Source organism: Paenibacillus sp. JDR-2 (genome assembly GCF_000023585.1).
In the GTDB taxonomy this organism is placed as follows: domain Bacteria; phylum Bacillota; class Bacilli; order Paenibacillales; family Paenibacillaceae; genus Pristimantibacillus.
The window spans coordinates 162,501-187,388 of sequence record NC_012914.1 but is presented as its reverse complement, the minus strand read 5'-3'; the positions used below and the strand labels follow the sequence as shown (position 1 = coordinate 187,388).

Genomic DNA, 24,888 nt, shown 5'->3' with positions numbered 1-24,888 from the left:
TCAATGCTTATCGCGGTCAGCATCGCGGTGGCTGACGCGTACCCGTTCCGTATCGCTGCTGCCGAGCATGCGACCCAAATATTCCGCAATCGCAACCGAACGGTGTTTGCCGCCCGTACACCCAATGCCGATAACGACCTGGCTCTTGCCTTCTTTATGGTAAAGAGGGAGAAGAAACTGAAGCATATCGAGCAGCTTGGTCAGGAAGGCTTGCGTCTCGGGCCATTTCATCACGTAATCGTACACTTCCGGGTTTTGCCCGGTATTCGGGCGTAAATGATCCACATAATGCGGATTAGGCAAAAAACGCACGTCATAAATCAAATCGGCATCGATCGGAATGCCGTATTTGAACCCAAAGGAGGTCACATTCACCGAAAGACTGTTGTTCTCCAAATTCGTAAACCGGGAAATAATACGTTCTTTGAGCTGTGCCGGCTTGATGTTGCTCGTATCAATAACCTGCGAAGCCGAACCTTTCAAATCCTCCAGCATTCTTCTCTCGTTGCGGATGCCTTCGAGCGGCATGCCTTCCGGAGCAAGCGGATGACGGCGGCGGCTTTCCTTATAGCGCTGGACGAGCACCTCGTCCGTTGCATCCAGGAACAAAATCTCGCAGCTGATTGTGAAATGCTCTTTGATAAAACTTAAAGACTCCGATAAGGCAGTAAAAAATTCACGGCCCCTAAGGTCAATTACAAGGGCTACTTTGCCGATTTTGCCGTTTGACTGCTCAATCAGCTCTGCGAATTTAGGGATAAGCACCGGTGGTAAATTATCAACGCAGAAAAAGCCCAAATCCTCAAGGCTCTGTACGGCAATCGTCTTGCCGGCGCCAGACATCCCTGTAATGATAACAAGCTTTGACATTGCTCCCGTTTCCATAGCTGTCCCCTCTTTCCCCATCGTAACGCTGTTCATACTCATTAGGAACGCAAGATAAGACCCGCTGCGCCTACAACACCCGCGTTATTGCCAAGCGTAGCCGCAACGATCTTCACGCCTTCTTGCGCTTCCTTCTGGGTATACTTCTCGAATACTTCGCGAATTTGGTCGAACAGGAAGTCGCCTGCTTTCGACACGCCGCCGCCGATAATAAAGCATTCCGGATTCAGCACGACAGCCATCAGTGCCATCGATTTGCCAAGGTAGTAAGCTGCGCGGCTAACGATACGCGAAGCGACCTCGTCGCCTGCTTTCGCAGCGTCGATAACATCTTTCGCCATTATATCTTCAACTGTCGACAAGACCGTGCGGTCTCCGCGCTCAACAGCATCCTTCGCCATGCGGATAATACCCGTAGCGGAGGATACCGATTCGAGACAGCCCATTTTGCCGCAGCCGCATTGAATCGCTTCCAGATCAGGAACAATCGCGATGTGGCCCAGCTCGCCGGCCATACCCGCGAAGCCCTCTACGATTTTGCCGCCGATAATAATACCGCCGCCTACGCCAGTTCCCAGTGTATAGCAGACGCAGTTATCGATGCCTTTGCCAGCACCGGCCCACGCTTCGCCAAGCGCGGCAACGTTTGCGTCATTATTAACAAGGACTTTAACTTGAAGCTCCTCCTCGAGATATTCCTTCAAGTGAACATTCTCAATCTTCAAGTTGCCCGAAAATTTCACAATACCGTTCGGGATATCAAGGAAGCCGGCGATCCCTACGCCAACGCCTTCAACTTGCTCCCAATCAAACGGCGATTCGGTCACGATGTTCCGCGCATACTGCGCAATATTATGAAGGATGGTGTCCGTACCTTTACTCGTTTCCGTCGGCCCTTCGTAAGTATGGAGCAATTCTCCCTCCACGTTACAAATCCCAACTTTAATAGCGGTGCCGCCGACATCGACTCCAACGTAAATCTTCTCAGACATTACTAGTCCACCTCATTAATATGTTATCTACTCTTTAACCAACTATAAGCCAATGCCCTATTCCGGTCAAGATAATCGCCGCCCCAGTGTTTCCCTCCAACTATAAGAAGCTGGCAGGAAAAAGCCCTCTCCGGGAGAGGAAAGGGCTGACTGTTATCTCGCTTTTTTAATGTGAGCCGACGTTCTCGAGGAACCGTTCGCAATCTAGAGCCGCCATACAGCCGCTGCCTGCCGCCGTAATCGCTTGGCGGTATTTGTTGTCCTGTACGTCTCCACAGGCGAATACGCCCGGCACGTTCGTCTCCGAGCTGCCTGGCTTCACTTTAATGTAGCCATGCTCGTCGGTGTCGATCTGGCCGTTCAGAAATTTCGTGTTTGGCGTATGTCCGATTGCGATAAAAACGCCGTCCGTTTGGATCGTTTCATCTTCACCGGTTGCATTATTGCGGACTTTGAGGCCGGTAACCCCCATGCCGTTCGCTTCTACCTCAAGCGGCGTACGGTTCAAGCTCCAGCTGATCTTTTCGTTCCCGCGTGCGCGGTCCTGCATAATTTTCGATGCACGGAGCTCATCACGACGGTTTACGAGTTCAACATTAGTCGCAAAGCGGGTAAGGAAGTTCGCTTCCTCCATGGCGGAATCGCCGCCGCCGATAACCACGATCTTCTTATTGCGGAAAAAGAAGCCGTCGCAAGTTGCGCATGTGCTCACGCCGCGGCCGATATTATCCTTCTCGCCAGGGATACCCAGCCATCTAGCCGATGCGCCGGTAGAGATGATAATCGTCTCGCCTACAAATTCGCCTTTACCTTCAACCTGAAGCTTGAACGGACGCTCCGACATATCGACGTTGTTCACCCAACCGGTCATAAACTCGGCTCCAAAACGTTCCGCCTGCTTGCGCATATTCGCCATCAGATCGGGACCCATAATTCCTTCAGGGAAGCCCGGGAAATTCTCTACCTCCGTCGTAGTGGTCAATTGGCCGCCCGGCTCCGGTCCTTCGATAACAAGAGGCTTCATGTTTGCGCGTGCCAAATAGATCGCTGCCGTGAGACCGGCAGGGCCGGTGCCTATAATAATGGATTTGTACATGGTTGTCCTCCTAAAAGTGGCGATGGTTGCTAGTTGTCGCTCGTGATGTCGCTGCGCGAAAATAACGTCCTTCCGATCGCTGTTGTCCCCGAATTTCTTCATTTGAATAACCGCTTTAGCGGTTGAAATTCGGTGGACAAAGGCGAACTAAAAGCTTTCTGAAAGAAAGCTACTTCGGAAGCATAAACTCCGCTTCTCCAGCACGTTATTTCCGCTACGCTTACAGCGTGCGGTCAAATAGACTACATCGCAGGGATTTTTAAGTCGTCCAACCAACGGGTGGTTGGAGAAGGGAACGATTAGGGCAAACTTATATATCCTTATTATATATAAGTTTGCCCGGGAAAAACAAAACGCACTTAGGGAACCATATCCTAAGTGCGTTCTGATAACGGGCGAAATGCCCTATTCGAGATGGTCCAAGGAGAAAACCGAGCTGATCGATTTCATCTTTTCCTTGATTCCGCATACCTCGTCGATTTTTTTGGCGTTCTTGCTTACGGTTGCGATGGAGACGCCGTAACGCTCCGAGATTTCGGGATACGACGTTGTCCGCCGGTGCATCTTGGCCGTCAAATATTCAAGCGCTGCCGCCCAGCCCTCCGGCTTAGTCAGCTTTGGCACCTCCGGATACAGCCTAGATAGGAACTCTACCCACAGCGTCATCAGATCGTACTGCTGCACAAGGTCAAAGCGTTTGTTCACGCGTGACATCGCCGCTTCCACGACCTCCTGCCATTTGTCTTCCCAGACGGGCAGACGGGATGGAACCCGGTTCGGCTCAATAACCGTAGCTTTGCCTTCCAGTACGGCTTGAAGCGGCTCCTGCACGCCGATTGTACGAAGCACAAATACGGCAATCCGCTTCAAATAATCATCTTCATCCGCTTCGAGCAGGAAAGCTCGAAGGACGTCCTTAACTTCATTATCGGCGATCATGCCTAGCGCCTGAATGACCTGCAGCTTCGTATTCTGGTCTCCGTGACGGAGTGCCCAGAAGAACGAGGAACGCACGAGCGGGTCGCGCTTCAAATGCTCGGGAAGTCCATCCGAGGAATTTTCCCACAGCTTGAACTGCTCCTCGAACGGCAAATGATAATGATAGCTTACCGATGCGTTCTGGTCACCGTCTTTGATGAGAGTCAGCTGCTCCATGTAGTAACGCGGAATATCCGATTCCGGATCCAGCTTCGCAGCCTGCTTCCAGAGGCGTTCCGCTTCCACATAACGGCCGATTTGGCATGCGGCTACCGCGGCATAGTGATATAGGCAAGGGTCAAGGTTGAGCTCCACGTCTTTCAGGAGACGGGTGAAGTGGCGGTAAGCCGATTCATGCTCGCCCAGGATGCCCATCGTAGTAGCCAGCTTGAAGACATGCTCCTGATGAAACGGTGCGGTCTTGCGCAGCAAATCAAGCAAAGGAGTAAGACTATCTTTATCTCCCGCATGCTGATAGAAGATCCCCAGATTGCAAAGAGCATGCAAATTCCCCGGCTCGAGCTCCAGAGCTTCCCGGATCGTAGCCATCGCTTTGTCGAACATCCCCATATAATAATAGGCCAGCGCCAAGTTATTGCGGGCTGCCAGAAACTCCGGCTGCTCCTCAATGATTTTCTCCAAGATACGGACCGCTTCCGTAAACTTGCCTTCTTCCAGAAGCTTGCGGGCCTGGTCATGCTCGACCATGCCTTCGCGTGCTTTTATATTCGTCAGCGGTGCAGGGCGCTCCAGCTCGTATTGGAGAAGCTCCATCATTTCCTCGGCTTCGTCGAGGTATTGTCCGTCCGCGTCTTCCTCCAAATAATGAATAAGTGCGCCTTCCGCTGCTTCGTACATCTCCATGTTGGCATAGTTGTTGGCCATGTAGAAATGACATTCCGTCATGGTCGGATCCAGCTCATCGACAATCCATTTCAAAATCCGATTGGATTCTTCATAATTGCCCATCTCCGACATGATGCCTGCCATGTTGCAATGGTTGACCGGATTTTCCGGTTCATACTCCACGGCACGCCGGAAATATTTGAGTGCCTTGTCATAGTGGTAACGATCCAACGAGCGCACGGCCCGCTCGAAAAAGAACGTGGCGTCCCATTGTATCGGTATGATCTTGGCTGTCTGTTCTATGGCTTCACGTTTCTTCTCTTTCACCTGGCAAGGCACCTCCCGGAACTTGATTTTCTACGATTATACCATAGCAATGCCTATCCTAACACGAAAGAATATGTGGGAAAATCGCGAACGTAAGGAAAAACGCCCGCGATTTTCTTGTCATTGCCATATTCGATTAAACGCCGCCGTTTGTCTTGAAGAGGGTGCTGATCGAACCGCCTTCAATGATAATGCGGGTTGCTTCCGCAAGCAGCGGAGCGACCGACAATACCGTGAATTTATCCGGACGATTCTCTGGCAGGGAGATCGAATCCGTTACGATAATTTCTTTGATATGAGGATGATTCAAACGCTCAATGGCATTGCCCGAGAACAGCGGGTGAGTTGCGCATACATAGACTTCTTTGGCTCCGCGCTCCTTCAAACTCTCCACAACGTTGACAATCGTGCTGCCCGTATCGATCAAGTCTTCGATAATGATAGCGGTTTGACCCTCTACGTCGCCGATTACGTGAGTAATCGAGGACTCATTATGCGCAGGACGCTTCTTGATCATAATAGCAAACGATGTGTCCAGGTTATTCGCAAGCTTTTCAGCCGTGGATGCACGGCCAGCGTCCGGAGATACGACTACCGGGTTTTGAATGTTCTTCGACTTCAGGTAATCGCTGAGCAGATCAAGTGCTGTCATATGGTCTACCGGAATGTTGAAGAAGCCTTGGATAGCTGGCGCATGCAGGTCAATCGTGATGACACGGTTTGCACCAACCGTAGTAAGAACGTCTGCCACCATTTTCGCGGAGATCGGCTCCCGCGGTGCTGCTTTGCGCTCTTGGCGCGCATAGCCGTAGTACGGCATGATGATGTTGATCGTCTTCGCGGATGCCCGCTTCGCTGCGTCAATCATGACGAGCAATTCGACAAAATGCTCGTTGATCGGATGCGAGAACGATTGAACGAGGAATACATCGCAGTTACGAATCGTCTCTTCGTAGTGGACGTAGATCTCCCCGCTCTTGAAACGGGACATTTTGATGGCGCCGAGTGTCAATCCCAGATCACCGGCGATCTTTTGAGCCAATGCGGGATTGGACGAACCCGAAAAAATACGCAACTTGTCGCTAAACATGATACCCTCCTGAGCGTTTTAAACCAAATAATTGGACGTGTTGTCCTAAACTTCGCCACTCGGCAAAGCCTTCGTCAATTGCAGGACGCTTTCATGCCGCGTCATGCTTGTTCCATATCATTATACATCTAATTTACCATAATTCAAAAATCGACTAATACCAATTTTCGCCGTTCAAAGGTCGCCAGCTGAGAAAAACCGACATCTTTCAACACCGCACGCGCTTGATCTAAATATTGTCCCAGTCTTTCTGGCTGATGCGCATCCGAACCAATCGTGATTGGAATGCTCAATTGTTTGGCGTATTCGAGCATTCTTCGGCTCGGAAACATCTCTTCTACCGGCATCCGAAGGCCCGATGCGTTAAGCTCGATCGCCATGCCGTGTCGCTTCACCGCTTCAAGCGCGGCATTCTCCAGATGCGTAACGTCTCCCTCGGGCTTAAAACCGAAACGCTTGATAACATCGATATGTCCGATGTAGTCATAAAAGCCCGTTGCCGCTGCTTTCGCCACCGCTTCGTAGTACTGCTCATAAACTTTCATCCGGTTCTTGCCTTCCCAGCCATGGGTCTGACGGAAATCGGTGATATCCCATTCTCCCAAGAAATGCACCGACCCAATCACATAATCAAACGGATAAGCGTTAATGATCGTTTCAATTTTTTCTTCCTGGCCCTCGATATAATCGCCTTCAAGGCCGACGCGGATGTCAATCTGGTCTTTATACTTTTCTTTCAAAGCCAGACACTCTTCTACGTACCGCGGCAATTCTTCCATCGGCATCGCCATTTCCGGGTAATACGTTGCCGGGTCCACATGGAGCAGCGGCATATGGTCAGAAAGACCGATCTGCGCAAGACCGATCTCTATCCCCTTCTGTACGTATTCCTCCAGCGAGCCGACAGCATGGCCGCAGCGGGCGTGATGGGTATGATAATCGATAAACATGGCATACCGGCCTTTCTTTTTTAAAAATTATTTACCCGCTTGTTCTCTTCTCATCGCATTATTTGTCGCTGGCTTGCCGTGGCGGCTTTGCAGCTCCGCCATAACCTCATCAAGCGGCAGGCCGCGTTCACGCAGCAGCACGAGCAGATGGAACAGCAGGTCGCTTGCTTCGGAGCGAAGCTCGTCGTTATCGCCGTTTTTGGCTGCGATAATCGCTTCGGTTGCTTCTTCTCCGACTTTCTTCAGAATTTTATCGAGACCCTTCCCGAACAGATACGTCGTGTAAGCACCTTCCGGACGCTCCGCATAACGCTGTGCGATGACGCCTTCGAGCTCGCCGAGAATGCCGAAGCGGTCATCGGAGGATGCCTTCGCAGAGTCAGAAGACTTCTCGGCTCCAGCCACTTCAATCTCGTTGAAGAAGCACGAGTAGGAGCCCGTATGGCAAGCAGGGCCTTTCTGATCGACGCGTACAAGCAGCGTATCCGCATCGCAGTCATACGACATCGAACGGATCCGCTGGGTGTGGCCGCTGGTTGCGCCCTTGTTCCACAGCTCATTGCGGGAACGGCTCCAGAACCAGGTCACTCCAGACTCCGCCGACAGCTTCAGGGACTCCTTGTTCATATAGGCCAGCATCAGAACTTCCTTGCTCTGCGCGTCCTGCACGATAGCCGGAACAAGCCCGTCCTCGCTCCACTTGATAAGCTCTGCCAGTTGATCCGTCATCGTACTTCCACGCCTTTCTGCCTGAGATCATCCTTTACTTCGCGGATCGTCATTTCTTTGTAGTGGAAAATTGTCGCAGCAAGGCCCGCATCCGCGTGGCCTTGCTCGAACACATCGGAGAAATGCTCGATCCGTCCCGCTCCGCCGGATGCAATGACCGGAATGCCGACCAGATCCGATACCGCGCGGGTCAGCTTTAGGTCAAAGCCATCCTTCGTGCCGTCCGCATCCATGCTTGTCAGCAGAATCTCGCCTGCACCAAGGCGTTCGATTTCGCGCGCCCACTCCAGCACTTTAATGCCCGTCTCCTTGCGGCCGCCGTGCGTGAATACTTCCCACTCGCCCCAAGCTTCGTTGTACTTCGCGTCAATGGCTACAACAATGCATTGCGAGCCGAATTTGCGGGCACCGTCGCTGACAAGGGAAGGATTCAGAACAGCCGCCGTGTTGATCGCGATTTTGTCCGCGCCTGCGCGCAGGATCCGCTTCATATCGTCAACATGGGAGATCCCGCCGCCAACCGTAAACGGAATCGTAATCTCTCCGGCCGTCCGCTTCACGACTTCAATCATTGTCGCGCGACCTTCGACCGAAGCCGAAATATCGAGGAAAACCAGCTCGTCGGCGCCCTCCTGATCGTAAGTGGACGCAAGCTCAACCGGGTCCCCCGCATCGCGCAGGTTCACGAAGTTGACTCCTTTTACAACCCGTCCGTCCTTCACGTCCAGACATGGAATAATACGTTTCGCCAGCATCTCGTGCACGCTCCCCTCTCGTTCTTGCTTTTAAAAAAAACGATCTATTTATCGCTGCGCTACCGGGCTACCTGTTAAAGCAAGGAAGTTGCCAAGCAGCTTGATGCCAAGGTCGCTGCTTTTCTCCGGATGGAATTGCATGCCATGCACGTTGCCCCTGCCGACAATAGCCGTTACCTGCTGATAGTAATCCGTTGTTGCCAGAAGGTCGCTGGCGACCTCGGGTTTCGCGTGGAAAGAGTGTACGAAGTATACATGACCTTCCTCGAGACCTTTAAACAGCGGACTGTCGGACTGCAGGAAACTCAGCTTGTTCCAGCCCATATGCGGCACTTTGTAATCGCCTTGGAAGCGAATGACCTTGCCTGGGAGCAGGTTCAAGCCCTCGTTTACGCCATGCTCTTCGCTTTCGCTGAACAAGAGCTGCATACCGAGACAGATGCCTAGCAGCGGCTTGCCGGATGCTGCGTAAGCTTTCGTCACTTCATCCAGCTTCGTCTCGCGAAGATTCTCCATAGCATCCCCAAACGCGCCAACGCCCGGGAGGATCGCTCCGTCCGCCGAAGCGATAACGGCCGGATCAGCCGTTACTACCGCTTCATAACCAAGGCGTTCGACAGCTTTGCTGACGCTGTGCAGATTGCCCATGCCGTAATCGATGATCGCGATCATGCTACAGCACTCCTTTCGTCGAAGGCACTCCTTGTACACGAGGATCGATGCTTGTTGCTTCGTCGATCGCGCGTCCCAGGGCTTTGAACACCGCTTCGATCATATGATGCGTGTTCTTGCCGTAGTGAACGATGACGTGCAGCGTGATACGCGCTTCCAGCGCAAGCTTCCACAGGAACTCGTGAACCAGCTCGGTCGAGAAGCTGCCCACCTGCGCCGAAGGATACTCCGCGCGGTATTCGAAATGCGGGCGGTTGCTGACGTCGATAATGACTTGAGCCAGCGCCTCATCCATCGGTACAAATACGCTCGCGTAACGCTTGATGCCGCGTTTGTCGCCCAGCGCTTCGCGCAAGGTTTGGCCGAGGCAGATGCCGATATCCTCTACCGTGTGGTGATCGTCGATGTCGATATCGCCGCGCGCTTCCACGGTCAAGTCGAATTGGCCGTGCTTCGCAAACAGGTCAAGCATATGGTTCAGGAACGGAACATCCGTCTCGAGTTTCGCTTCGCCGCTGCCGTCAACCGCAAAGCTCAGCTTAATATCCGTTTCGTTGGTTTTGCGTGCAATTTCCGCTTTCCGTTTTGTATCCGCCACTTGCAATTCCTTCTTTCTATTATGAATGGTTATGACTGCTCCTATTGATTGCCTTCCTGCTCCAGACGAATCTGAATGGCGCGGGCATGCGCCTCCAGCCCTTCATGACGCGCAAGCGTCATAATGCTGCTGCCGTTCTTCAACAGCGCTTCCTTGCTGTAGTAGATAAGGCTCGACTTCTTCAGGAAATCGTCCACGTTCACCGGCGAGGAGAAGCGTGCGGTTCCGTTCGTCGGGATGATATGGTTAGGTCCGGCAAAATAATCGCCAACCGGTTCCGAGCTGTATGGTCCGAGGAAAATCGCGCCGGCATTCTCGATCAAGCCAAGGAGACTCATCGGATCGGCCGTCAGCACTTCCAAGTGCTCCGGCGCCAGCTTGTTTACGACGTCAATGCCTGCTTCGATCGATTCCACGAGCAGCACAGCGCCATAGCTGTCAATGGATGCCCGCGCGATTGCTTCGCGCGGCAGAGTGGAGATCTGGCGCTCCACCTCGGCGGCAACCGCCTCTGCGAGCGTCTCCGAAGGCGTTACTAGGATTGCCGATGCCATCTCGTCATGCTCCGCCTGCGACAGCAGATCAGCCGCGATATACGAGGCGTTGGCGCCTTCGTCGGCCAGCACGACAATTTCGCTTGGGCCTGCAATGCTGTCGATGTCAACTGCGCCGAATACCGTCCGCTTCGCCAGCGCGACATAGATGTTGCCCGGTCCGCAAATCTTATCGACCGGAGCAATCGTTGCCGTGCCGTATGCGAGTGCGGCAATCGCTTGCGCGCCGCCGACCCGGTACATTTCCTTCACGCCCGCTTCCGCGGCGGCAACGAGAATATACGGGTCGATGCCTTCCTTGCCGCCGGTTGCAGGCGGCGTCACCATTACAATTTCCGGCACGCCGGCTACTTGCGCCGGAATGACGTTCATCAGCACGGACGACGGGTACGCCGCCTTACCGCCGGGCACGTATACGCCGACCCGCTTCAGCGGCCGGAGAATTTGCCCGAGCATCGTACCGTCCGGCTGCAGATCCATCCACGAGTTACGCATCTGCTTCTCGTGGAATACGCGAATATTCACGGCTGCCTCGCGGATTGCCGTGAGGAACGCGGCGTCTACCCGATCGTACGCCGCATTGATCTCTTCCTGCGTCACGCGGAGCGACGACGCATCAAGCCGGACGCGGTCCAGCTGCTCCGTATACGCAAGCAGCGCCGCGTCCCCTTCCTCCTTGATCGCTTCGACGATCTGACGGACCGTTTCATTTTGCTCCGGTGTTCCGTACTCCACCTCGCGCTGAAGCCCAAATTGCTCCGCCTTCATTATCCGCATAAGCTATCGTCCCCTTCCTCACCTGTATCACTTATGTCTGTCGTGTTACACCTTAGCCGCAATCGTATCCTGCAGGCGGTCGCACAGACTTTGAATCGCTTCGTTCTTCATCCGGTAGCTGACGCGGTTCGCGATCAGACGGCTTGTAATCGGGAAAATCGGCTCCATCTCGACCAGTCCGTTCTCGCGCAGCGTCTGACCCGTTTCCACCATATCGACGATGCGGTCAGCCAGACCAATAAGCGGTGCCAGCTCAATCGAGCCGTTCAGCTTAATGACTTCCACTTGTTGACCCAGCTCGCGGAAGTATTGCGACGCTACGTTTGGATATTTCGTCGCAACCCGCGGGTTAATTACCGGCTTCCAGTCCGCTAATCCGATAACGGACATGCGGCATTTTGCGATACCCAGATCCAGCAGCTCGTAGACGTCCTTGTTTTCCTCCATGAGTACGTCCTTGCCCACAATCCCGATATCGGCCACGCCGTATTCCACGTAAGTCGGAACGTCAACCGGCTTTGCCATAATAAATTCCATGCCCACTTCGGGGAGCTCGATAATCAGCTTGCGCGTATCGTCGAAATCGCTTGGGATCGGCAGACCCGCTTCACGGAACAGCTTTGAAGCCTGCTTATAGATGCGGCCCTTCGGCATCGCAACCTTTAGAATGTCTTTTTTCGCTTCGCTCATTGCCCGCTGCCTCCTGTCGCCTTATCCACGCCGCCGATGTACGGCAGTCCCTTCGTATATGCCACGCCTTTATAAGTAAACGAACCTGCGCCAAGCTCTTTCCAATCCTCTTCTGTCATACGCTCCGTGATAACGGCTGCACCTTGCTCACGAAGCTGTTGTGCCGCTGCCAGAGCCTCTGCGCGGCCTTCGCCGTCATAACCGATCAGGACGCGCGTAGTGCCCGTTGCGTCCTCTTCAGCGCCTACCAGTTCCAGAATACGCGTTGTCTTCAGAGCGAAGCCCGTAGCCGGTGCCGGACGCCCGAATTGGCTGAGCAGATTGTCGTAACGTCCGCCGCTTGCCACGGGGAAGCCGAGATCCGCCGCATAACCCTCAAACGTCATGCCGGTATAGTAGGAGAAATCGCCAATCATCGTCAGATCGATCAGTACATGCTCGCATACGTCATATGCCTTCAGCACATCCCAAATCTCGCACAGATGGCGGATCGACTTCTGGGCAGTCGCATCAGCGCTTAGCTGCAGCGCCTGCTCGCAAATCTCCTGGCCGCCGCGCAGACGAAGAATTCCTTCCAGCTCTCGTTGGACCGGCTCTTCCAGCTTCAGTCCGCGAAGGCTTTCCCGGTAACCGACATAGTCGCGGTTCAGCAGACAAGACTTCAGCTGCTCCTGTGCTTCCACGCGTCCTGCCAACGTCTCCTCGAACAAGCCGTTCAGGAAGCCGACGTGGCCGATTGCGATTTTGAACCGGTCAACGCCTGCCGCCTTAAGCGAGGCGATAGCTAGTGCGACCACTTCAGCATCAGCCTCCGCGGATGCATCGCCAACAAGCTCTACACCCGTCTGGAAGAACTCTGCCTCGCGCCCCGACTCCTCTTCAATCGAGCGGAATACGTTGCCGTGATAGGACAAACGAAGGGGGAACTGCGATTCCTTCAGCAGCGAAGATACAACCCGCGCAATCGGGGCTGTCATATCCGAACGCAGCACAAGTGTTGTACCCCGATTATTGAGTAGCTTGAACAGCTTCTGGTCCGACGTCGAGCTTGCGACACCTACTGTGTCGTAGTATTCCATCGTTGGGGTAATAATTTGTTCGTAGCCCCAGCCTTTCATGCAGGCCAGCACATCGCGTTCAATATGGCGGAGCTTCGCTACCGCGCCGGGGAGATAATCTTTTACGCCAATCGGCTTCTCAAAAACTTTAGGTTTGGACATCTCTACTCACCTTCAGATACTTTAGTATATTAAAGTGCTACCATGTTACCATGCTACCAAAATAAAATGTTAGTCGTAATATTAGCATGAACATCCGCTTCCGTCAAGGTGAAACGGCTCCACCGTCTTCCAGACTAAATATCCAGCAAGAAAGCCCCGCTGTCCGCTCTCTCAAGAGATGCGAATAGTGAGGCTTTTCCCCTTTGGACCGCTGCAAACTGCTATTATCTCAACAAGACCCGCTTATCTTCATTCTTGTGCTCTCCGGCGTCCGTCCGCCTGATCTCCCGAATCGGATTGCCGCCAACAAACGTATTTGCAGACACATCCTTATGAACAACCGATCCCGCTGCAATAACGGCATTATCCCCAATCGTCACACCGGGCAAGATCGTGGAATTGGCACCAATCATCACATTCGAGCCAATCTTTACAGAACCGAGCCGATATTCTTTGATTAAGTATTCATGGGTCAGAATCGTAGTATTGTAGCCGATTATCGTGTTATCCCCGACCTCAATCCGTTCCGGAAAGAAAACATCAACCATCACCATCAGGGCAAAAGCCGTTTCCTTCCCGACCTTCATGCCGAGAATATTGCGGTAGATCCAATTCTTCACTGTCAGCTCCGGACAGTACCGTGCCGCCTGGATAGCGATAAAATTACGCACCGCCTTAAACCGGCTAACCGTCCGGTACATCTGCCATAGGGCATTAGGGCCTTCTACCGGATAACGCTCCACGTTTCGCACAAGGCTATCGCTCCATTCCTGCGAATGCGTACAACTCGCGCATATCATCGATGATATACTGCGCTCCATTCTCCTTCAGCAGCTCTCCGCCTTTGAGCGACCAGGATACGCCTACCGGAATTACTCCCGCTTCCTTGGCAGAGATCATGTCAACGGTGCTGTCTCCGATCATAATCGTTGTAGCCGGGTCCGCGTTCAGCATCTCCAGTGCCATAAGAACCGGCTCCGGATGCGGCTTCGGATTAGCGACATCGTCCACCGTAACAAACGCATCGACATAATCATACAGACCGCAAAACTTCATTCCCCGCTCCGTCGACATCCGGATCTTGGTTGTAACAACGCCAATCTGAATACCTTGCTCATGCAAATTCTTCATGACCTCATTCGTATAGGGGAACGGCCGCAGCAGCTCGTCATGAAGCTTTGTATTTACCGTACGGTATGCCTTTATCAAATGCTCGACATCCGTAAGACCCGTAAAATTCTGAAATTGCGCCTGGAGCGTTAGACCCATGCTCGGAATAATATGCTCTCTCCCGAAGTCCTCGGGTACCAGGCCTTTCAGCGACTCCATAAAAGAGCGGATAATCAGCTCGTTCGTATCCATAATCGTGCCATCCAGATCGAATAGCATCGTTTTGATATTGCTTGTCATCCTAGCTTTCACTCCTACTGCCGTTAAGACTTACAGGTTGTCCGTTTTTGCGTCGGATACAGGCGCCGATGTCTCCTTCGTGGAAACAATCGGATCGTTGTAACGGACGGTTGCCCACCCGTTTACGCGACGGACAACGATAAAGATAACTGCCGCAATAACGAGCAATACCGCAAGCAATTGCGAGATCCGTACATCGCCATACGCCGGATCGAGGAAGCCTTGCTCGAATCCGAACCAAGTCATTGGCGTCCACAAAGCATCCATAAGGGAACCTAGTGCTCCCGGACCTTGGAAGGCTAGGCTGTCCGTACGGATACCTTCAATGAAGAACCGTCCGATGGAATACCAAATGAAGTAGAAGGCTACAAGCTCACCTGCACGAAGGAATTTCTGACGGCGAATGACAAGCAGAATAATAATGCCTACCAAGCTCCACAGCGATTCGTACAAAAAGGCCGGGTGGTGATAGACGCCTTCGCTGGCGACATACATTTGCTTCACGATAAAATCAGGCAGATGCAGCGTATTCCGCAGGAAACTCTCGTCTACCGGACCGCCATATGCCTCTTGGTTCATAAAGTTGCCCCAGCGGCCAATCATTTGGCCGGCAAGCAGTCCAGGCGCGCATATATCTACCATCCGCCAGAACGAATATCCTTTATACCGGAAGTAGAAAAATCCGCACAGAAAGGCTCCGATCAAGGCGCCGTAGATGGCAATCCCGCCGTTCCAGATTTTAAATACGTCCACGAGATTATTCTTGTACTCATCCCAAGTGAATGCCACATAATAAATTCTCGCGCAGATGACGGCCGACGGCACGCCAAGCAGCAGCAGGTCCATGAAAAATTCCGGCTTAACGCCGAATCTTTTCCCTTCCTGTACAGCAAGCAGCAAGCCAACCAGAGCCGCCGTACCGAGAATGATCCCGTACCAACGCACATGAATGTCCCCGATGGAAAATGCCGTTGGATCAATTAACAGATTCATTGTTCCGTGCTCCTTCTATAATAGGTCTATTCCTGCATTCCATTGCCTAATGCGATCAATCGAAATCATCCGTATCTTCGGCGATCGTCTCGGTCAGCTTATTCGTGAATTGCAGAGCGGCGTTATAACCCATCCGCTTCAGACGGAAGTTCATGGCCGCAACCTCGATGATGACAGCCAGATTTCGGCCAGGGCGAACCGGTACGGTTACCAGAGGCACATCCGTATCAATGATTCTTGTCTTCTCTTCATCCAGGCCAAGACGGTCATACTGTTTGTCCTGCTGCCAGTTCTCAAGCTTGATAACAAGCGTAATCCGCTTACTTGTCCGCACCGCACCGGCACCAAACAGCGTCATCACGTTGATGATACCTAAGCCCCGAATCTCAAGCAGATGGCGAATCAGTTCAGGCGCGCTGCCGAACAGCTGCCCATCGGATGTCTGGCGAATTTCTACCGCGTCATCGGCTACAAGGCGATGGCCGCGTTTAACCAGCTCAAGCGCAGTTTCGCTTTTACCGATGCCGCTTCCGCCCGTAATAAGCATGCCTACGCCATATACATCTACCAAAACGCCATGAATCGTTGCGGTTGGAGCAAGTTTTTTCTCCAGAAAGTCCGTAATCCGGCTTTGCAGAATAGTTGTCGCCACATTACTGCGAAGCACTGCGATTTGGGTCATGTTGGAGTACTCGACCAACTCATCCGGCGCCTCAAGACCGCGAGTCAGAATAATACATGGCGTACTCTCGTGACACAGCTGTTCAAAACGGCTTCTGCGCTCTTCGCTTGTCAACGTGCTGAGGAAGGTAAGCTCCGTCTTGCCGAGCAGCTGCACCCGCTCATGCGGATGATAATCGAAATATCCTGCCATCTCCAGACCCGGGCGATACAGATCGTCAACCAGAATAGAACGCTTCAAGCCGTCTTCGCCTGATACGATCTCCATAGAGAAATGTTGTACTAGCTCCGATACTTTTACTTTCTTAGCCATCGAACGGCCTCCTCACTTGCGTTCCCAATTAAGTTATATGAAGGGTGTAATCCATTACCAATAGCTTCATCCTAAAGGAAAAAAGCGCTGAACGCAACGTTTCTCCGTCGCTCAGCGCTTTTCGTCATTTTATAACCACGTTCACGGGTTGTTCGACATATCCCGGGTATTGATACAGTTCAAAAGTTAACGGCTGTTTATACGGTTTGTCGGGAATAGTGTAGTAAGCTTCGTATGTTCCTCCTGAGCCATCTGCATTACCTCTTGAGCTGCTTTGTATGCCATCACTGTCTTTTAGCATAAACTCCGCTCCCGTTGCATCATGAAATAACGCCTTGTAATTAAGCAGCCAATAACCATACCCCTGTTCCGGCTCACTCAAGCGCTTTGCTTCAATTGATAATTTGATCCCTGACGCGGTTACCTGTACGTTGGCCAATTGGATTCGGTCATCCGGCGTCTCCAATGTTTCTCTCGTTTCTGTATTAATAACAAACTTCTGTCCTTTTGGTGATAGAAGCAGTCCATCCGCTACGAGGCGAAGATGCTGCGGCTTTTCAAAGTAATTGCTCTGGAATGTGAGCGTTGTTGTACCCTCGTCCAGCATCCCGAAACCGCCTTTTGTCTCCCAACGGCGCCCTTTCTCATCCACGAGAGCTAATTGAATAAAATGATTGGCGCGCATCCGTGAATCCGGTACTTTTCGAATCGTTACAGATGCTTGTAATGGCGTAACAAGCGCTTTCTCAATGATGAATTTTTGCCCGCCTATATCGATGGTTTTATTTAAAGTGATATCTTCCTTTAATTGCTCAAAACGGCTACGATCCACTGCAATATCTACCTCATGCCATTCACCGCCGAGCTTTAGGCTAAACCGGATTTCACTCGGCACAGGAACACCGTCAACCAACATAATGTCAATCATGTCATGGATACGATTCGCAGTATCCGGCTCCGTCCCCGTCTTTCCGATACTGTAATAATTGCTTCCAATCATAGCTTCTAATGGATCCCCATTACCATCCGCGATTTTGTATTCCGTGCTATTAGCACCTTTACTAACCTCGGGCCCCTCCGCTGTATAAAAAATGACAATCCGCTGCTGGTCGGCCATAATGCCGTCTACCTTAAAGGTATATCCATTCTTGCTTTGTGATTGATTGACCGGCTGAATAAATTCATGGTTCATCGCGCTTGTCAGCGTGGAATCCCCTTTGATCAACTCAACTACCCCATTCAAACCCGGTATCTCGCGCACAAGCTCCGCAAAAGCAGGGGATACCCGGATACAAGCAGTAAGAAGAACCAATACACAGGCTGCCGCTGCCGCCATCTGCAGAGTCAGTCTGCTTCTTTTTCTTCGCTTTAGCTGTTGTCGTCCTTGCTGCACGCCTATTCTAACCGCCGCAGCAAAGGATTCGTCCGAAGCGTATTCCAATATCCGTTGCACCCTCGCCTTATCCTCCCGTAAAAACGGATCCAACCCCTGTTCAAGCTCCGGCTTATTCCCACTCAACCTTCATCCCCTCCTTTCCGTATGTGTTATTCGTCCTTAATTGCTTCAGCGCTTGATGAAGCCATGTCCGAATCGTTCCGTCCGGCTTCTCCAGCAATTCGGCAATCTCCGTAATCGTCATATCCCGGTAGTACTTCAGCACAATGACCATTCGGTATTTGGAAGGCAGCTTTTTCAACTGAACAGCCATATCCATTCGATCAATACCATGCTCGTTAGCAGTTTGAGCATCTCTTTCCAAAAGCTCGTTGCGTAGAGGGCGCTCTCGAAGCTGCTTTTTACGCTCATCGAGACACACTCGGATAAGAATCCTTGTAACCCAGGTCGTAAAAACCTTTGGGTCCCGTAAGGAACGGCGTTTGTTCCATACCCGGACGGTGGTTTCCTGGATGGCCTCGAGTGCATCGGTCTCATTACGCATATAAGAATAAGCAATACCATAGAGGCGGTTCTGATCCATCTGAATACGCGCAATAAGCGCATCGTCGTCCCCTTTTATAGCTGCCGCCGCATACTCATCTCTGTCCATAGTCCCTCCCGATTACATTCCTCGCTTTTCGTTATGTATTAGACGCGTGAACGGCTATTTCGGTTTTTTATTTTCGAACAATGTAAAAAACCTCTATTGGGCTGTCCTATAATGAACAGTCCCAATAGAGGTAAAAAAGGCTGCCCCCCAAAAGGGAGACAGCCTTGTTGTAAGTGTTAAGAATTAGTTCTCGAAAATGTTCAGCTCGGACTCTTTGTCGAACATATGAACTTTGTTCATGTCCAGAGCAAGCTTAACGCTGGAACCGTCACGCAGTGTCGAACGACCGTCAACGCGAGCGATTACTGTGTCGGAACCGATACCGTTCAGGTACAGGTACATTTCGTGACCCAGGTTTTCAGCTACCTCAACGTTAGCATTAACGATTGTGTTAGCGGAAGCTTCCAGGAACACTGGCTCTTCGTGAAGATCTTCTGGACGAATGCCCAAGACTACTTCTTTGCCGATATAACCTTTGGAACGAAGAGTAGCTGCTTTGCCTTCAGGCACAACAACGTCAACGCCAGTTGTTTTGAATTTCAGTGTACCGCCTTGATCAGTCAGCGTACCTGTGATGAAGTTCATCGAAGGAGCGCCGATGAAGCCAGCTACGAAGATGTTTACAGGGTGGTTGTACAGCTCTTCAGGAGAAGCTGTTTGTTGAATGAAACCGTCTTTCATAACAACGATACGGTCACCCATTGTCATTGCTTCGATCTGGTCATGCGTTACATAGATTGTAGTTGTTTCAAGACGTTTAGTCAGCTTGCTGATCTCAGCACGCATTTGACCGCGAAGTTTAGCGTCCAAGTTGGAGAGTGGTTCGTCCATCAAGAATACTTGTGGTTCACGAACGATAGCGCGTCCCAAAGCTACACGTTGACGTTGACCGCCGGAGAGAGCTTTTGGTTTACGATCCAGCAAATGCTCGATATCAAGAATTTTAGCAGCTTCACGAACGCGTTTGTCGATGTCTGCTTTTTTGAATTTACGAAGTTTAAGACCGAACGCCATGTTTTGATAAACGTTCATGTGCGGATACAACGCGTAGGATTGGAATACCATCGCGATGTCGCGGTCTTTCGGTGCTACGTCGTTTACGACGCGGTCGCCGATGTACAGCTTACCTTCGGAGATTTCTTCAAGACCTGCGATCATACGAAGAGTTGTCGATTTACCACAGCCGGAAGGTCCTACCAGTACCAAAAACTCTTTGTCCTTAATGTCAAGGTTAACATCAGTTACCGAAGCTTTGTCGGAACCCGGGTATTTTTTGTAAATGCCTTCTAAACGTACGCCTGCCATTTGAATGTCCCCCTAAAAGAAAATTTCTTATGGGTATATCTTATCTCACAGGCCCGTTTGTGACTATGCACATACTTTACAAAAAAACTAATTCCTTTTCGTAACTTTGTACAATAGTAAAATTATTTTGACTAAAACAGCATCTCGGAACTGACGGACATCCAATCCGGTTTCCTGTTTCAACTTATCTAAACGATATAATAACGTATTCCGGTGAATATAAAGTTTCTTTGCGGTTTCGCTCACATTGCAGTCAAGCGAGAAAAACGTCTCCAGAGTTGCAAGCATCTCGGCTTCAACAAAAAGTTCCGTGCGTTTAAGCGCGTGCTCCAGATATCTTGAGCGCTGAACTTCCGGAATAGCGTTAAGCAGTCTCTCCAGCTGCAGCATCCACGGTAGATGAATGCTTGTCCCTACATGGAACTTGCGGCCAAGGTTAATCGTCTCCCGAAGCAGTACGGTCGTCTCCACAATTCCTTTGGCCGGACATACCGGATGAGCGACGGCAAGATGGCATTCGCCGATCCATTCACTCGCCAGCATCTCATGCAAGCCATGACAGATGGAAGTCAAACTGTCCTCAACCGTTTCCTCGTCTTCATCATCCATAAATTCGCTGTCGGCTTCTTTTAACAGGGAGACAGGTCCCCAAATCAGCCATTCTTGATTCTTTAACGGGATAAGCAGAATATCCTCGGCAAGGAATGAGCGCAGAAGCTTCTCAAGCTCCGGATAGGATGCCTGCTTGCCGTTTGTGTATTCCGTTACTAATAGGAAAGGAATCATCTCTGCGAACAGCTTGCCGCCGGCCGTCAGATGGTCGGGAATGGAATAAGAAGGTTCCTCCGATTCAAGCTGCTGCTGAATCCACTCGCTAAGCTTTAAGGCGAATGACTCGCTCTCGGAGAGGGTACTCGGCTTTGGAGACTGCTGCTGAGCCTGATTCCATTGCAGGGTCCAAGTAATTAACTCCGCCTCCGCCTGCTTCAGTTCCCCGTCGATTTCGAGTGTTTCCACCACATTGCCCGACACTTTTACAACAATCCATGTCCTCCCGTTATTCGCTGCGCGATTTCCCTCCGAAATCTTATCGCGGTTATCGTCGTAAGCCCAGCTTGTATCTGCTTGCTGCACAAGGCCCTTCCAATCCGATAATGAGAACGTAATGAACCGAACCTGACAGTTCAAAATGTGCTGCAGCGGGTTTAACCAATCTGTCGTGCTCATTTTACATTACTCCAATCTCCAGCTCCAAGAATGACGCTTTATTTTTCGTCATTGTAACATAAAACCGCTGCTTGGTTCAGCCTTTCATTACGAGCAGCAGGATCGAGAGCAAGGAGAAGAGCGCCGCAATCAAATACATAAAGGAGACGGTCTGCACCTGTGTCAGCCCCCAGCGCATCAAGGCATGGTGGGTATGGAGCTTATCTGCCTGATGCAGCCCCTTACCGGTAGCGAGCCTGCGGAGCATTACGATTACCGTGTCCAAAATAGGCAGGCCTAAAGCAAGCAACGGAACGAGAATCGTAATAAAGGTCGCCTTTTTAAATGCGCCATCGATTGCAATTACGGCGAGAGTATAGCCCAGGAACGTTGCTCCGGCATCCCCCATAAAAATCCTCGCGGGATGGAAGTTATAGATCAGGAAGCCGATACAGGCGCCACCGATAATGATAGCTGTTACACCTATGTCCCCTTGTCCTTTAATGAGGGCGGTAACAAACAAAGTCATGGAGGAAAGCGTGCATACTCCGGAGGCAAGTCCATCTACCCCATCAATGAAATTGATCATATTAATAAGGGCAAATATCCAAATGATCGTGCCAAGCGCATCGAACCAGACCGGGAAGCCGACAAAATGGCCATTAGCCGGATTCATGATGCCGTCCATATGTATGCCGAAAAACAGCGGAATCATCGAAACGCCCAAATAAATAACGACCCTAGGCCAGATCGGAAAATCCCTTCCTTTCGACTTGGAGGCATCGTCCATAAGTCCGATACATACAAGCAGTGCCCCGCCGACCATAATGCTTAAACTCAGTGGCGTTATACCCTGAAAAGCAATAATCGTAGCCACGCATGCCACATACAATGCGGCTCCGCCCATTAGAGGTATAGGGCGATTATGAATTTTACGCCAGTTTGGCCGATCTACAATTCCGTATTTAAGTGCTATCTTTTGCATAACGGGTACAAATACAATCGTCAGAACAGCGCTCATACCCACAGCCAGCCAGTACGTCATTGGAATGTTCCCCTTCGTCTGTCACATCAATTGTTATAGCTTTCAACATTGTTCCCTACCATGAGGAAAAAAATGATTAAAATCTTTCCCGGCAGCGTTATAATGTGTTTGACGACTGGAAATTCTCATGTTAGGATTAATCCATAGTTTACATATCGGAATTAATATAATTAAGGAGTGGATATGATGTCTCAAGTTGTTATTTTGTCCGGCAGCCCTAATCCCGGATCCCGTCTAGCAGGTATTACGCAATATGTTGAATCGCAGCTATCGGAAAAAGGCATCTCCTTCAACCATATTACTGTCGCATCTCTCCCGGCTGAGGACCTTATCCATGCACGGTTTGATAGCCCTGCCATTGTTGAAGCAGCTGCCATTGTTGAGGCTGCAGATGTTGTTATCATTGCAAGCCCGGTGTACAAAGCATCCTTCACCGGCGTACTCAAGACCTTCTTGGACCTGCTCCCGCAAAAAGGACTTACCGATAAATTCGTTACTCCTCTGTTCATCGGTGGAACTATTGCTCACTTGCTCTCGATCGACTATGCGCTTAAGCCAGTTCTTTCATCTCTTAATGCCAAGCATTTCGGCAGCGGCGTTTATGCCATTGACTCGCAGATCGCCCGTATTGATGCCGGCGTTGGCGAATCGCAGTTTGAACTGAATGAAGAGCTTAAACAACGCCTGGATGCTTCCGTGGCCGAGATTGTTGAAGAACTTCGTATTCGTAAAATCAAATAAGTAACGAAAAATAAGCCTGAGGAATCATGATCCTTCAGGCTTTTCTTTATTTAAATATACAAGCATCAAAAAAACCCGTAGACTTCGGTCTGCGGGTTGAACGTTTGAGTAAATGGTGAGCCATGAAGGACTCGAACCTTCGACACCCTGATTAAAAGTCAGGTGCTCTACCAACTGAGCTAATGGCTCTCATAAATGAGAAATGGTGGAGGGTGATGGATTCGAACCACCGAACCGTTAGGAAGAGATTTACAGTCTCCCGCGTTTGGCCACTTCGCTAACCCTCCAAAAGCAAATGGTGGCTCGGGACGGAATCGAACCGCCGACACGAGGATTTTCAGTCCTCTGCTCTACCAACTGAGCTACCGAGCCTTGCCTTATGGACAAAAAAAATGGCGGAGCTGACGGGATTCGAACCCGCGGTCTCCTGCGTGACAGGCAGGCATGTTAGGCCTCTACACCACAGCTCCATGAATTATTGCAAAAACATATATGGTGGAGGCTGAGGGGATCGAACCCCCGACCCTCTGCTTGTAAGGCAGATGCTCTCCCAGCTGAGCTAAGCCTCCTGATATATGGTAGCGGCGAAGGGGATCGAACCCCCGACCTCACGGGTATGAACCGTACGCTCTAGCCAGCTGAGCTACACCGCCACGCTTGTCCCACTAGTGTCATTTACAGTCCGTGGGAGTACTGTAAGATCAAAGCTTGCGCCTTGAAAACTGGATGCGAAAGTTTGAATTCCTTAAGTCTTTAGGATAAGCCCTCGACCGATTAGTATTCGTCAGCTCCACACATTGCTGTGCTTCCACCCCGAACCTATCAACCTCGTCGTCTTCAAGGGGTCTTACTAATTGGGAAATCTCATCTTGAGGGGGGCTTCACGCTTAGATGCTTTCAGCGCTTATCCCGTCCGTACTTGGCTACCCAGCGGTGCTCCTGGCGGAACAACTGGTACACCAGCGGTACGTCCATCCCGGTCCTCTCGTACTAAGGACAGCTCCTCTCAAATTTCCTGCGCCCGCGACAGATAGGGACCGAACTGTCTCACGACGTTCTGAACCCAGCTCGCGTACCGCTTTAATGGGCGAACAGCCCAACCCTTGGGACCTACTTCAGCCCCAGGATGCGATGAGCCGACATCGAGGTGCCAAACCTCCCCGTCGATGTGGACTCTTGGGGGAGATAAGCCTGTTATCCCCAGGGTAGCTTTTATCCGTTGAGCGATGGCCCTTCCATTCGGTACCACCGGATCACTAAGCCCGACTTTCGTCCCTGCTCGACTTGTTGGTCTCGCAGTCAAGCTCCCTTATGCCTTTGCACTCTCCGAATGATTTCCAACCATTCTGAGGGAACCTTTGGGCGCCTCCGTTACATTTTAGGAGGCGACCGCCCCAGTCAAACTGCCCACCTGACACGGTCCCCGAACCAGTTTCATGGTTCCAGGTTAGAACTCCGATACGATCAGGGTGGTATCCCAACGTCGCCTCCACACAAGCTGGCGCTCATGCTTCTCAGGCTCCCACCTATCCTGTACAGATCGTACCAAAGTCCAATATCAAGCTGCAGTAAAGCTCCATGGGGTCTTTCCGTCTTGTCGCGGGTAACCTGCATCTTCACAGGTATTAAAATTTCACCGGATCTCTCGTTGAGACAGCGCCCAAGTCGTTACGCCATTCGTGCGGGTCAGAATTTACCTGACAAGGAATTTCGCTACCTTAGGACCGTTATAGTTACGGCCGCCGTTTACTGGGGCTTCGGTTCACAGCTTCGGGTTACCCCTAACCGCTCCCCTTAACCTTCCAGCACCGGGCAGGCGTCAGCCCGTATACTTCGCCTTACGGCTTCGCACAGACCTGTGTTTTTGCTAAACAGTCGCTTGGGCCTTTTCACTGCGGCCCCCTCGGGCTATTCACCCTACCGAGGCACCCCTTCTCCCGAAGTTACGGGGTCATTTTGCCGAGTTCCTTAACGAGAGTTCTTCCGC

General features: G+C 51.3%; 23 protein-coding genes, 6 tRNA genes and 1 rRNA gene (1 of these 30 cut by a window edge). 1 reads left to right on the top strand and 29 read right to left on the bottom strand.

The features are described 5' to 3' along the window. The 22 genes from rapZ to PJDR2_RS00845 all read right to left on the bottom strand — a co-directional run bounded on the left by rapZ (window position 1) and on the right by PJDR2_RS00845 (window position 22,160). Complete coding sequence (gene rapZ, locus PJDR2_RS00950; RefSeq protein WP_085982376.1) at window positions 1-885, bottom strand: RNase adapter RapZ; 885 nt, start codon at window positions 883-885, stop codon at window positions 1-3. A gap of 41 nt (window positions 886-926) precedes the next feature. Then, window positions 927-1,877, bottom strand: a complete 951-nt coding sequence (locus tag PJDR2_RS00945; RefSeq protein WP_012772172.1) for an ROK family glucokinase — start codon at window positions 1,875-1,877, stop codon at window positions 927-929. A gap of 166 nt (window positions 1,878-2,043) precedes the next feature. Beyond that, the gene (gene trxB, locus PJDR2_RS00940) at window positions 2,044-2,973 is read right to left on the bottom strand and encodes a thioredoxin-disulfide reductase (RefSeq protein WP_012772171.1); all 930 of its coding nucleotides are present in this window, start codon (window positions 2,971-2,973) and stop codon (window positions 2,044-2,046) included. Window positions 2,974-3,378: 405 nt separating this feature from the next. Then, on the bottom strand, window positions 3,379-5,124 hold the full coding sequence (locus PJDR2_RS00935; RefSeq protein ID WP_012772170.1) for a tetratricopeptide repeat protein: 1,746 nt from the start codon (window positions 5,122-5,124) through the stop codon (window positions 3,379-3,381). 136 nt (window positions 5,125-5,260) lie between these two features. Continuing rightward, window positions 5,261-6,214, bottom strand: a complete 954-nt coding sequence (locus tag PJDR2_RS00930; RefSeq protein WP_012772169.1) for a ribose-phosphate diphosphokinase — start codon at window positions 6,212-6,214, stop codon at window positions 5,261-5,263. Window positions 6,215-6,357: 143 nt separating this feature from the next. Next, window positions 6,358-7,164, bottom strand: coding sequence for a histidinol-phosphatase HisJ (gene hisJ, locus PJDR2_RS00925; protein ID WP_012772168.1), 807 nt, complete (start codon window positions 7,162-7,164; stop codon window positions 6,358-6,360). A gap of 27 nt (window positions 7,165-7,191) precedes the next feature. After that, window positions 7,192-7,893 carry a bifunctional phosphoribosyl-AMP cyclohydrolase/phosphoribosyl-ATP diphosphatase HisIE gene (gene hisIE / locus PJDR2_RS00920; RefSeq protein ID WP_012772167.1) on the bottom strand — a complete coding sequence of 234 codons (702 nt, stop codon included), beginning with the start codon at window positions 7,891-7,893 and terminating at the stop codon, window positions 7,192-7,194. Further along, window positions 7,890-8,648, bottom strand: coding sequence for an imidazole glycerol phosphate synthase subunit HisF (hisF, locus tag PJDR2_RS00915; protein ID WP_012772166.1), 759 nt, complete (start codon window positions 8,646-8,648; stop codon window positions 7,890-7,892). Before hisF ends, hisIE begins: the two co-directional genes overlap by 4 nt. A 48-nt stretch (window positions 8,649-8,696) precedes the next feature. After that, complete coding sequence (gene hisH, locus PJDR2_RS00910) at window positions 8,697-9,320, bottom strand: imidazole glycerol phosphate synthase subunit HisH (RefSeq protein WP_012772165.1); 624 nt, start codon at window positions 9,318-9,320, stop codon at window positions 8,697-8,699. Window position 9,321: 1 nt separating this feature from the next. Next, window positions 9,322-9,918: an imidazoleglycerol-phosphate dehydratase HisB gene (gene hisB / locus PJDR2_RS00905; protein WP_012772164.1), complete on the bottom strand. Its 597-nt coding sequence runs from the start codon at window positions 9,916-9,918 to the stop codon at window positions 9,322-9,324. A 41-nt stretch (window positions 9,919-9,959) separates the two neighbouring features. Next, entirely contained in the window at window positions 9,960-11,249 is a 1,290-nt protein-coding gene (gene hisD / locus PJDR2_RS00900; RefSeq protein ID WP_012772163.1) for a histidinol dehydrogenase, read from the bottom strand. Window positions 11,250-11,294: 45 nt separating this feature from the next. Further along, window positions 11,295-11,939, bottom strand: a complete 645-nt coding sequence (hisG, locus tag PJDR2_RS00895) for an ATP phosphoribosyltransferase (protein WP_012772162.1) — start codon at window positions 11,937-11,939, stop codon at window positions 11,295-11,297. Next, entirely contained in the window at window positions 11,936-13,159 is a 1,224-nt protein-coding gene (locus PJDR2_RS00890) for an ATP phosphoribosyltransferase regulatory subunit (RefSeq protein WP_012772161.1), read from the bottom strand. The genes hisG and PJDR2_RS00890 overlap by 4 nt, the downstream gene beginning before the upstream one ends. Window positions 13,160-13,383: 224 nt before the next feature. Then, a complete protein-coding gene (locus PJDR2_RS00885) occupies window positions 13,384-13,911 on the bottom strand; it encodes an acyltransferase (RefSeq protein WP_012772160.1) in 528 nt (175 codons plus the stop codon). Between the two features lie 4 nt (window positions 13,912-13,915). Next, window positions 13,916-14,569 carry a pyrophosphatase PpaX gene (gene ppaX, locus PJDR2_RS00880; RefSeq protein ID WP_012772159.1) on the bottom strand — a complete coding sequence of 218 codons (654 nt, stop codon included), beginning with the start codon at window positions 14,567-14,569 and terminating at the stop codon, window positions 13,916-13,918. Between the two features lie 30 nt (window positions 14,570-14,599). Beyond that, window positions 14,600-15,562, bottom strand: coding sequence for a prolipoprotein diacylglyceryl transferase (gene lgt / locus PJDR2_RS00875; protein WP_012772158.1), 963 nt, complete (start codon window positions 15,560-15,562; stop codon window positions 14,600-14,602). A gap of 55 nt (window positions 15,563-15,617) precedes the next feature. Next, on the bottom strand, window positions 15,618-16,556 hold the full coding sequence (gene hprK, locus PJDR2_RS00870; RefSeq protein WP_012772157.1) for an HPr(Ser) kinase/phosphatase: 939 nt from the start codon (window positions 16,554-16,556) through the stop codon (window positions 15,618-15,620). A 124-nt stretch (window positions 16,557-16,680) separates the two neighbouring features. Then, window positions 16,681-17,949 carry a DUF4179 domain-containing protein gene (locus tag PJDR2_RS00865; RefSeq protein WP_265525095.1) on the bottom strand — a complete coding sequence of 423 codons (1,269 nt, stop codon included), beginning with the start codon at window positions 17,947-17,949 and terminating at the stop codon, window positions 16,681-16,683. Window positions 17,950-18,061: 112 nt separating this feature from the next. Then, window positions 18,062-18,604, bottom strand: a complete 543-nt coding sequence (locus PJDR2_RS00860; RefSeq protein WP_012772155.1) for a sigma-70 family RNA polymerase sigma factor — start codon at window positions 18,602-18,604, stop codon at window positions 18,062-18,064. A 183-nt stretch (window positions 18,605-18,787) separates the two neighbouring features. Then, entirely contained in the window at window positions 18,788-19,909 is a 1,122-nt protein-coding gene (locus PJDR2_RS00855; protein ID WP_012772154.1) for an ABC transporter ATP-binding protein, read from the bottom strand. 87 nt (window positions 19,910-19,996) lie between these two features. Continuing rightward, the gene (locus PJDR2_RS00850) at window positions 19,997-21,136 is read right to left on the bottom strand and encodes a PucR family transcriptional regulator (RefSeq protein WP_012772153.1); all 1,140 of its coding nucleotides are present in this window, start codon (window positions 21,134-21,136) and stop codon (window positions 19,997-19,999) included. A gap of 76 nt (window positions 21,137-21,212) precedes the next feature. Further along, window positions 21,213-22,160: an MraY family glycosyltransferase gene (locus PJDR2_RS00845; RefSeq protein WP_012772152.1), complete on the bottom strand. Its 948-nt coding sequence runs from the start codon at window positions 22,158-22,160 to the stop codon at window positions 21,213-21,215. Between the two features lie 183 nt (window positions 22,161-22,343). Here PJDR2_RS00845 and ssuE point away from each other — a divergent pair, with 183 nt between their 5' ends. Continuing rightward, on the top strand, window positions 22,344-22,901 hold the full coding sequence (gene ssuE, locus PJDR2_RS00840; RefSeq protein ID WP_012772151.1) for an NADPH-dependent FMN reductase: 558 nt from the start codon (window positions 22,344-22,346) through the stop codon (window positions 22,899-22,901). A gap of 113 nt (window positions 22,902-23,014) precedes the next feature. On the opposite strand, the gene PJDR2_RS00835 is transcribed toward ssuE, so the two are convergent. The 7 genes from PJDR2_RS00835 to PJDR2_RS00805 form a co-directional block, all read right to left on the bottom strand. Further along, window positions 23,015-23,090 (bottom strand) — tRNA-Lys (locus PJDR2_RS00835). Window positions 23,091-23,104: 14 nt separating this feature from the next. Next, window positions 23,105-23,188, bottom strand: a tRNA-Tyr gene (locus PJDR2_RS00830). A gap of 9 nt (window positions 23,189-23,197) precedes the next feature. Further along, window positions 23,198-23,273: transfer RNA gene (locus PJDR2_RS00825), tRNA-Phe, on the bottom strand. A gap of 21 nt (window positions 23,274-23,294) precedes the next feature. Continuing rightward, a tRNA-Asp gene (locus tag PJDR2_RS00820) sits at window positions 23,295-23,371 on the bottom strand. Window positions 23,372-23,394: 23 nt separating this feature from the next. After that, window positions 23,395-23,470, bottom strand: a tRNA-Val gene (locus tag PJDR2_RS00815). Window positions 23,471-23,477: 7 nt separating this feature from the next. After that, window positions 23,478-23,554 (bottom strand) — tRNA-Met (locus PJDR2_RS00810). A gap of 101 nt (window positions 23,555-23,655) precedes the next feature. Beyond that, window positions 23,656-24,888, bottom strand: a 23S ribosomal RNA gene (locus PJDR2_RS00805); it runs 1,699 nt beyond the window's last position.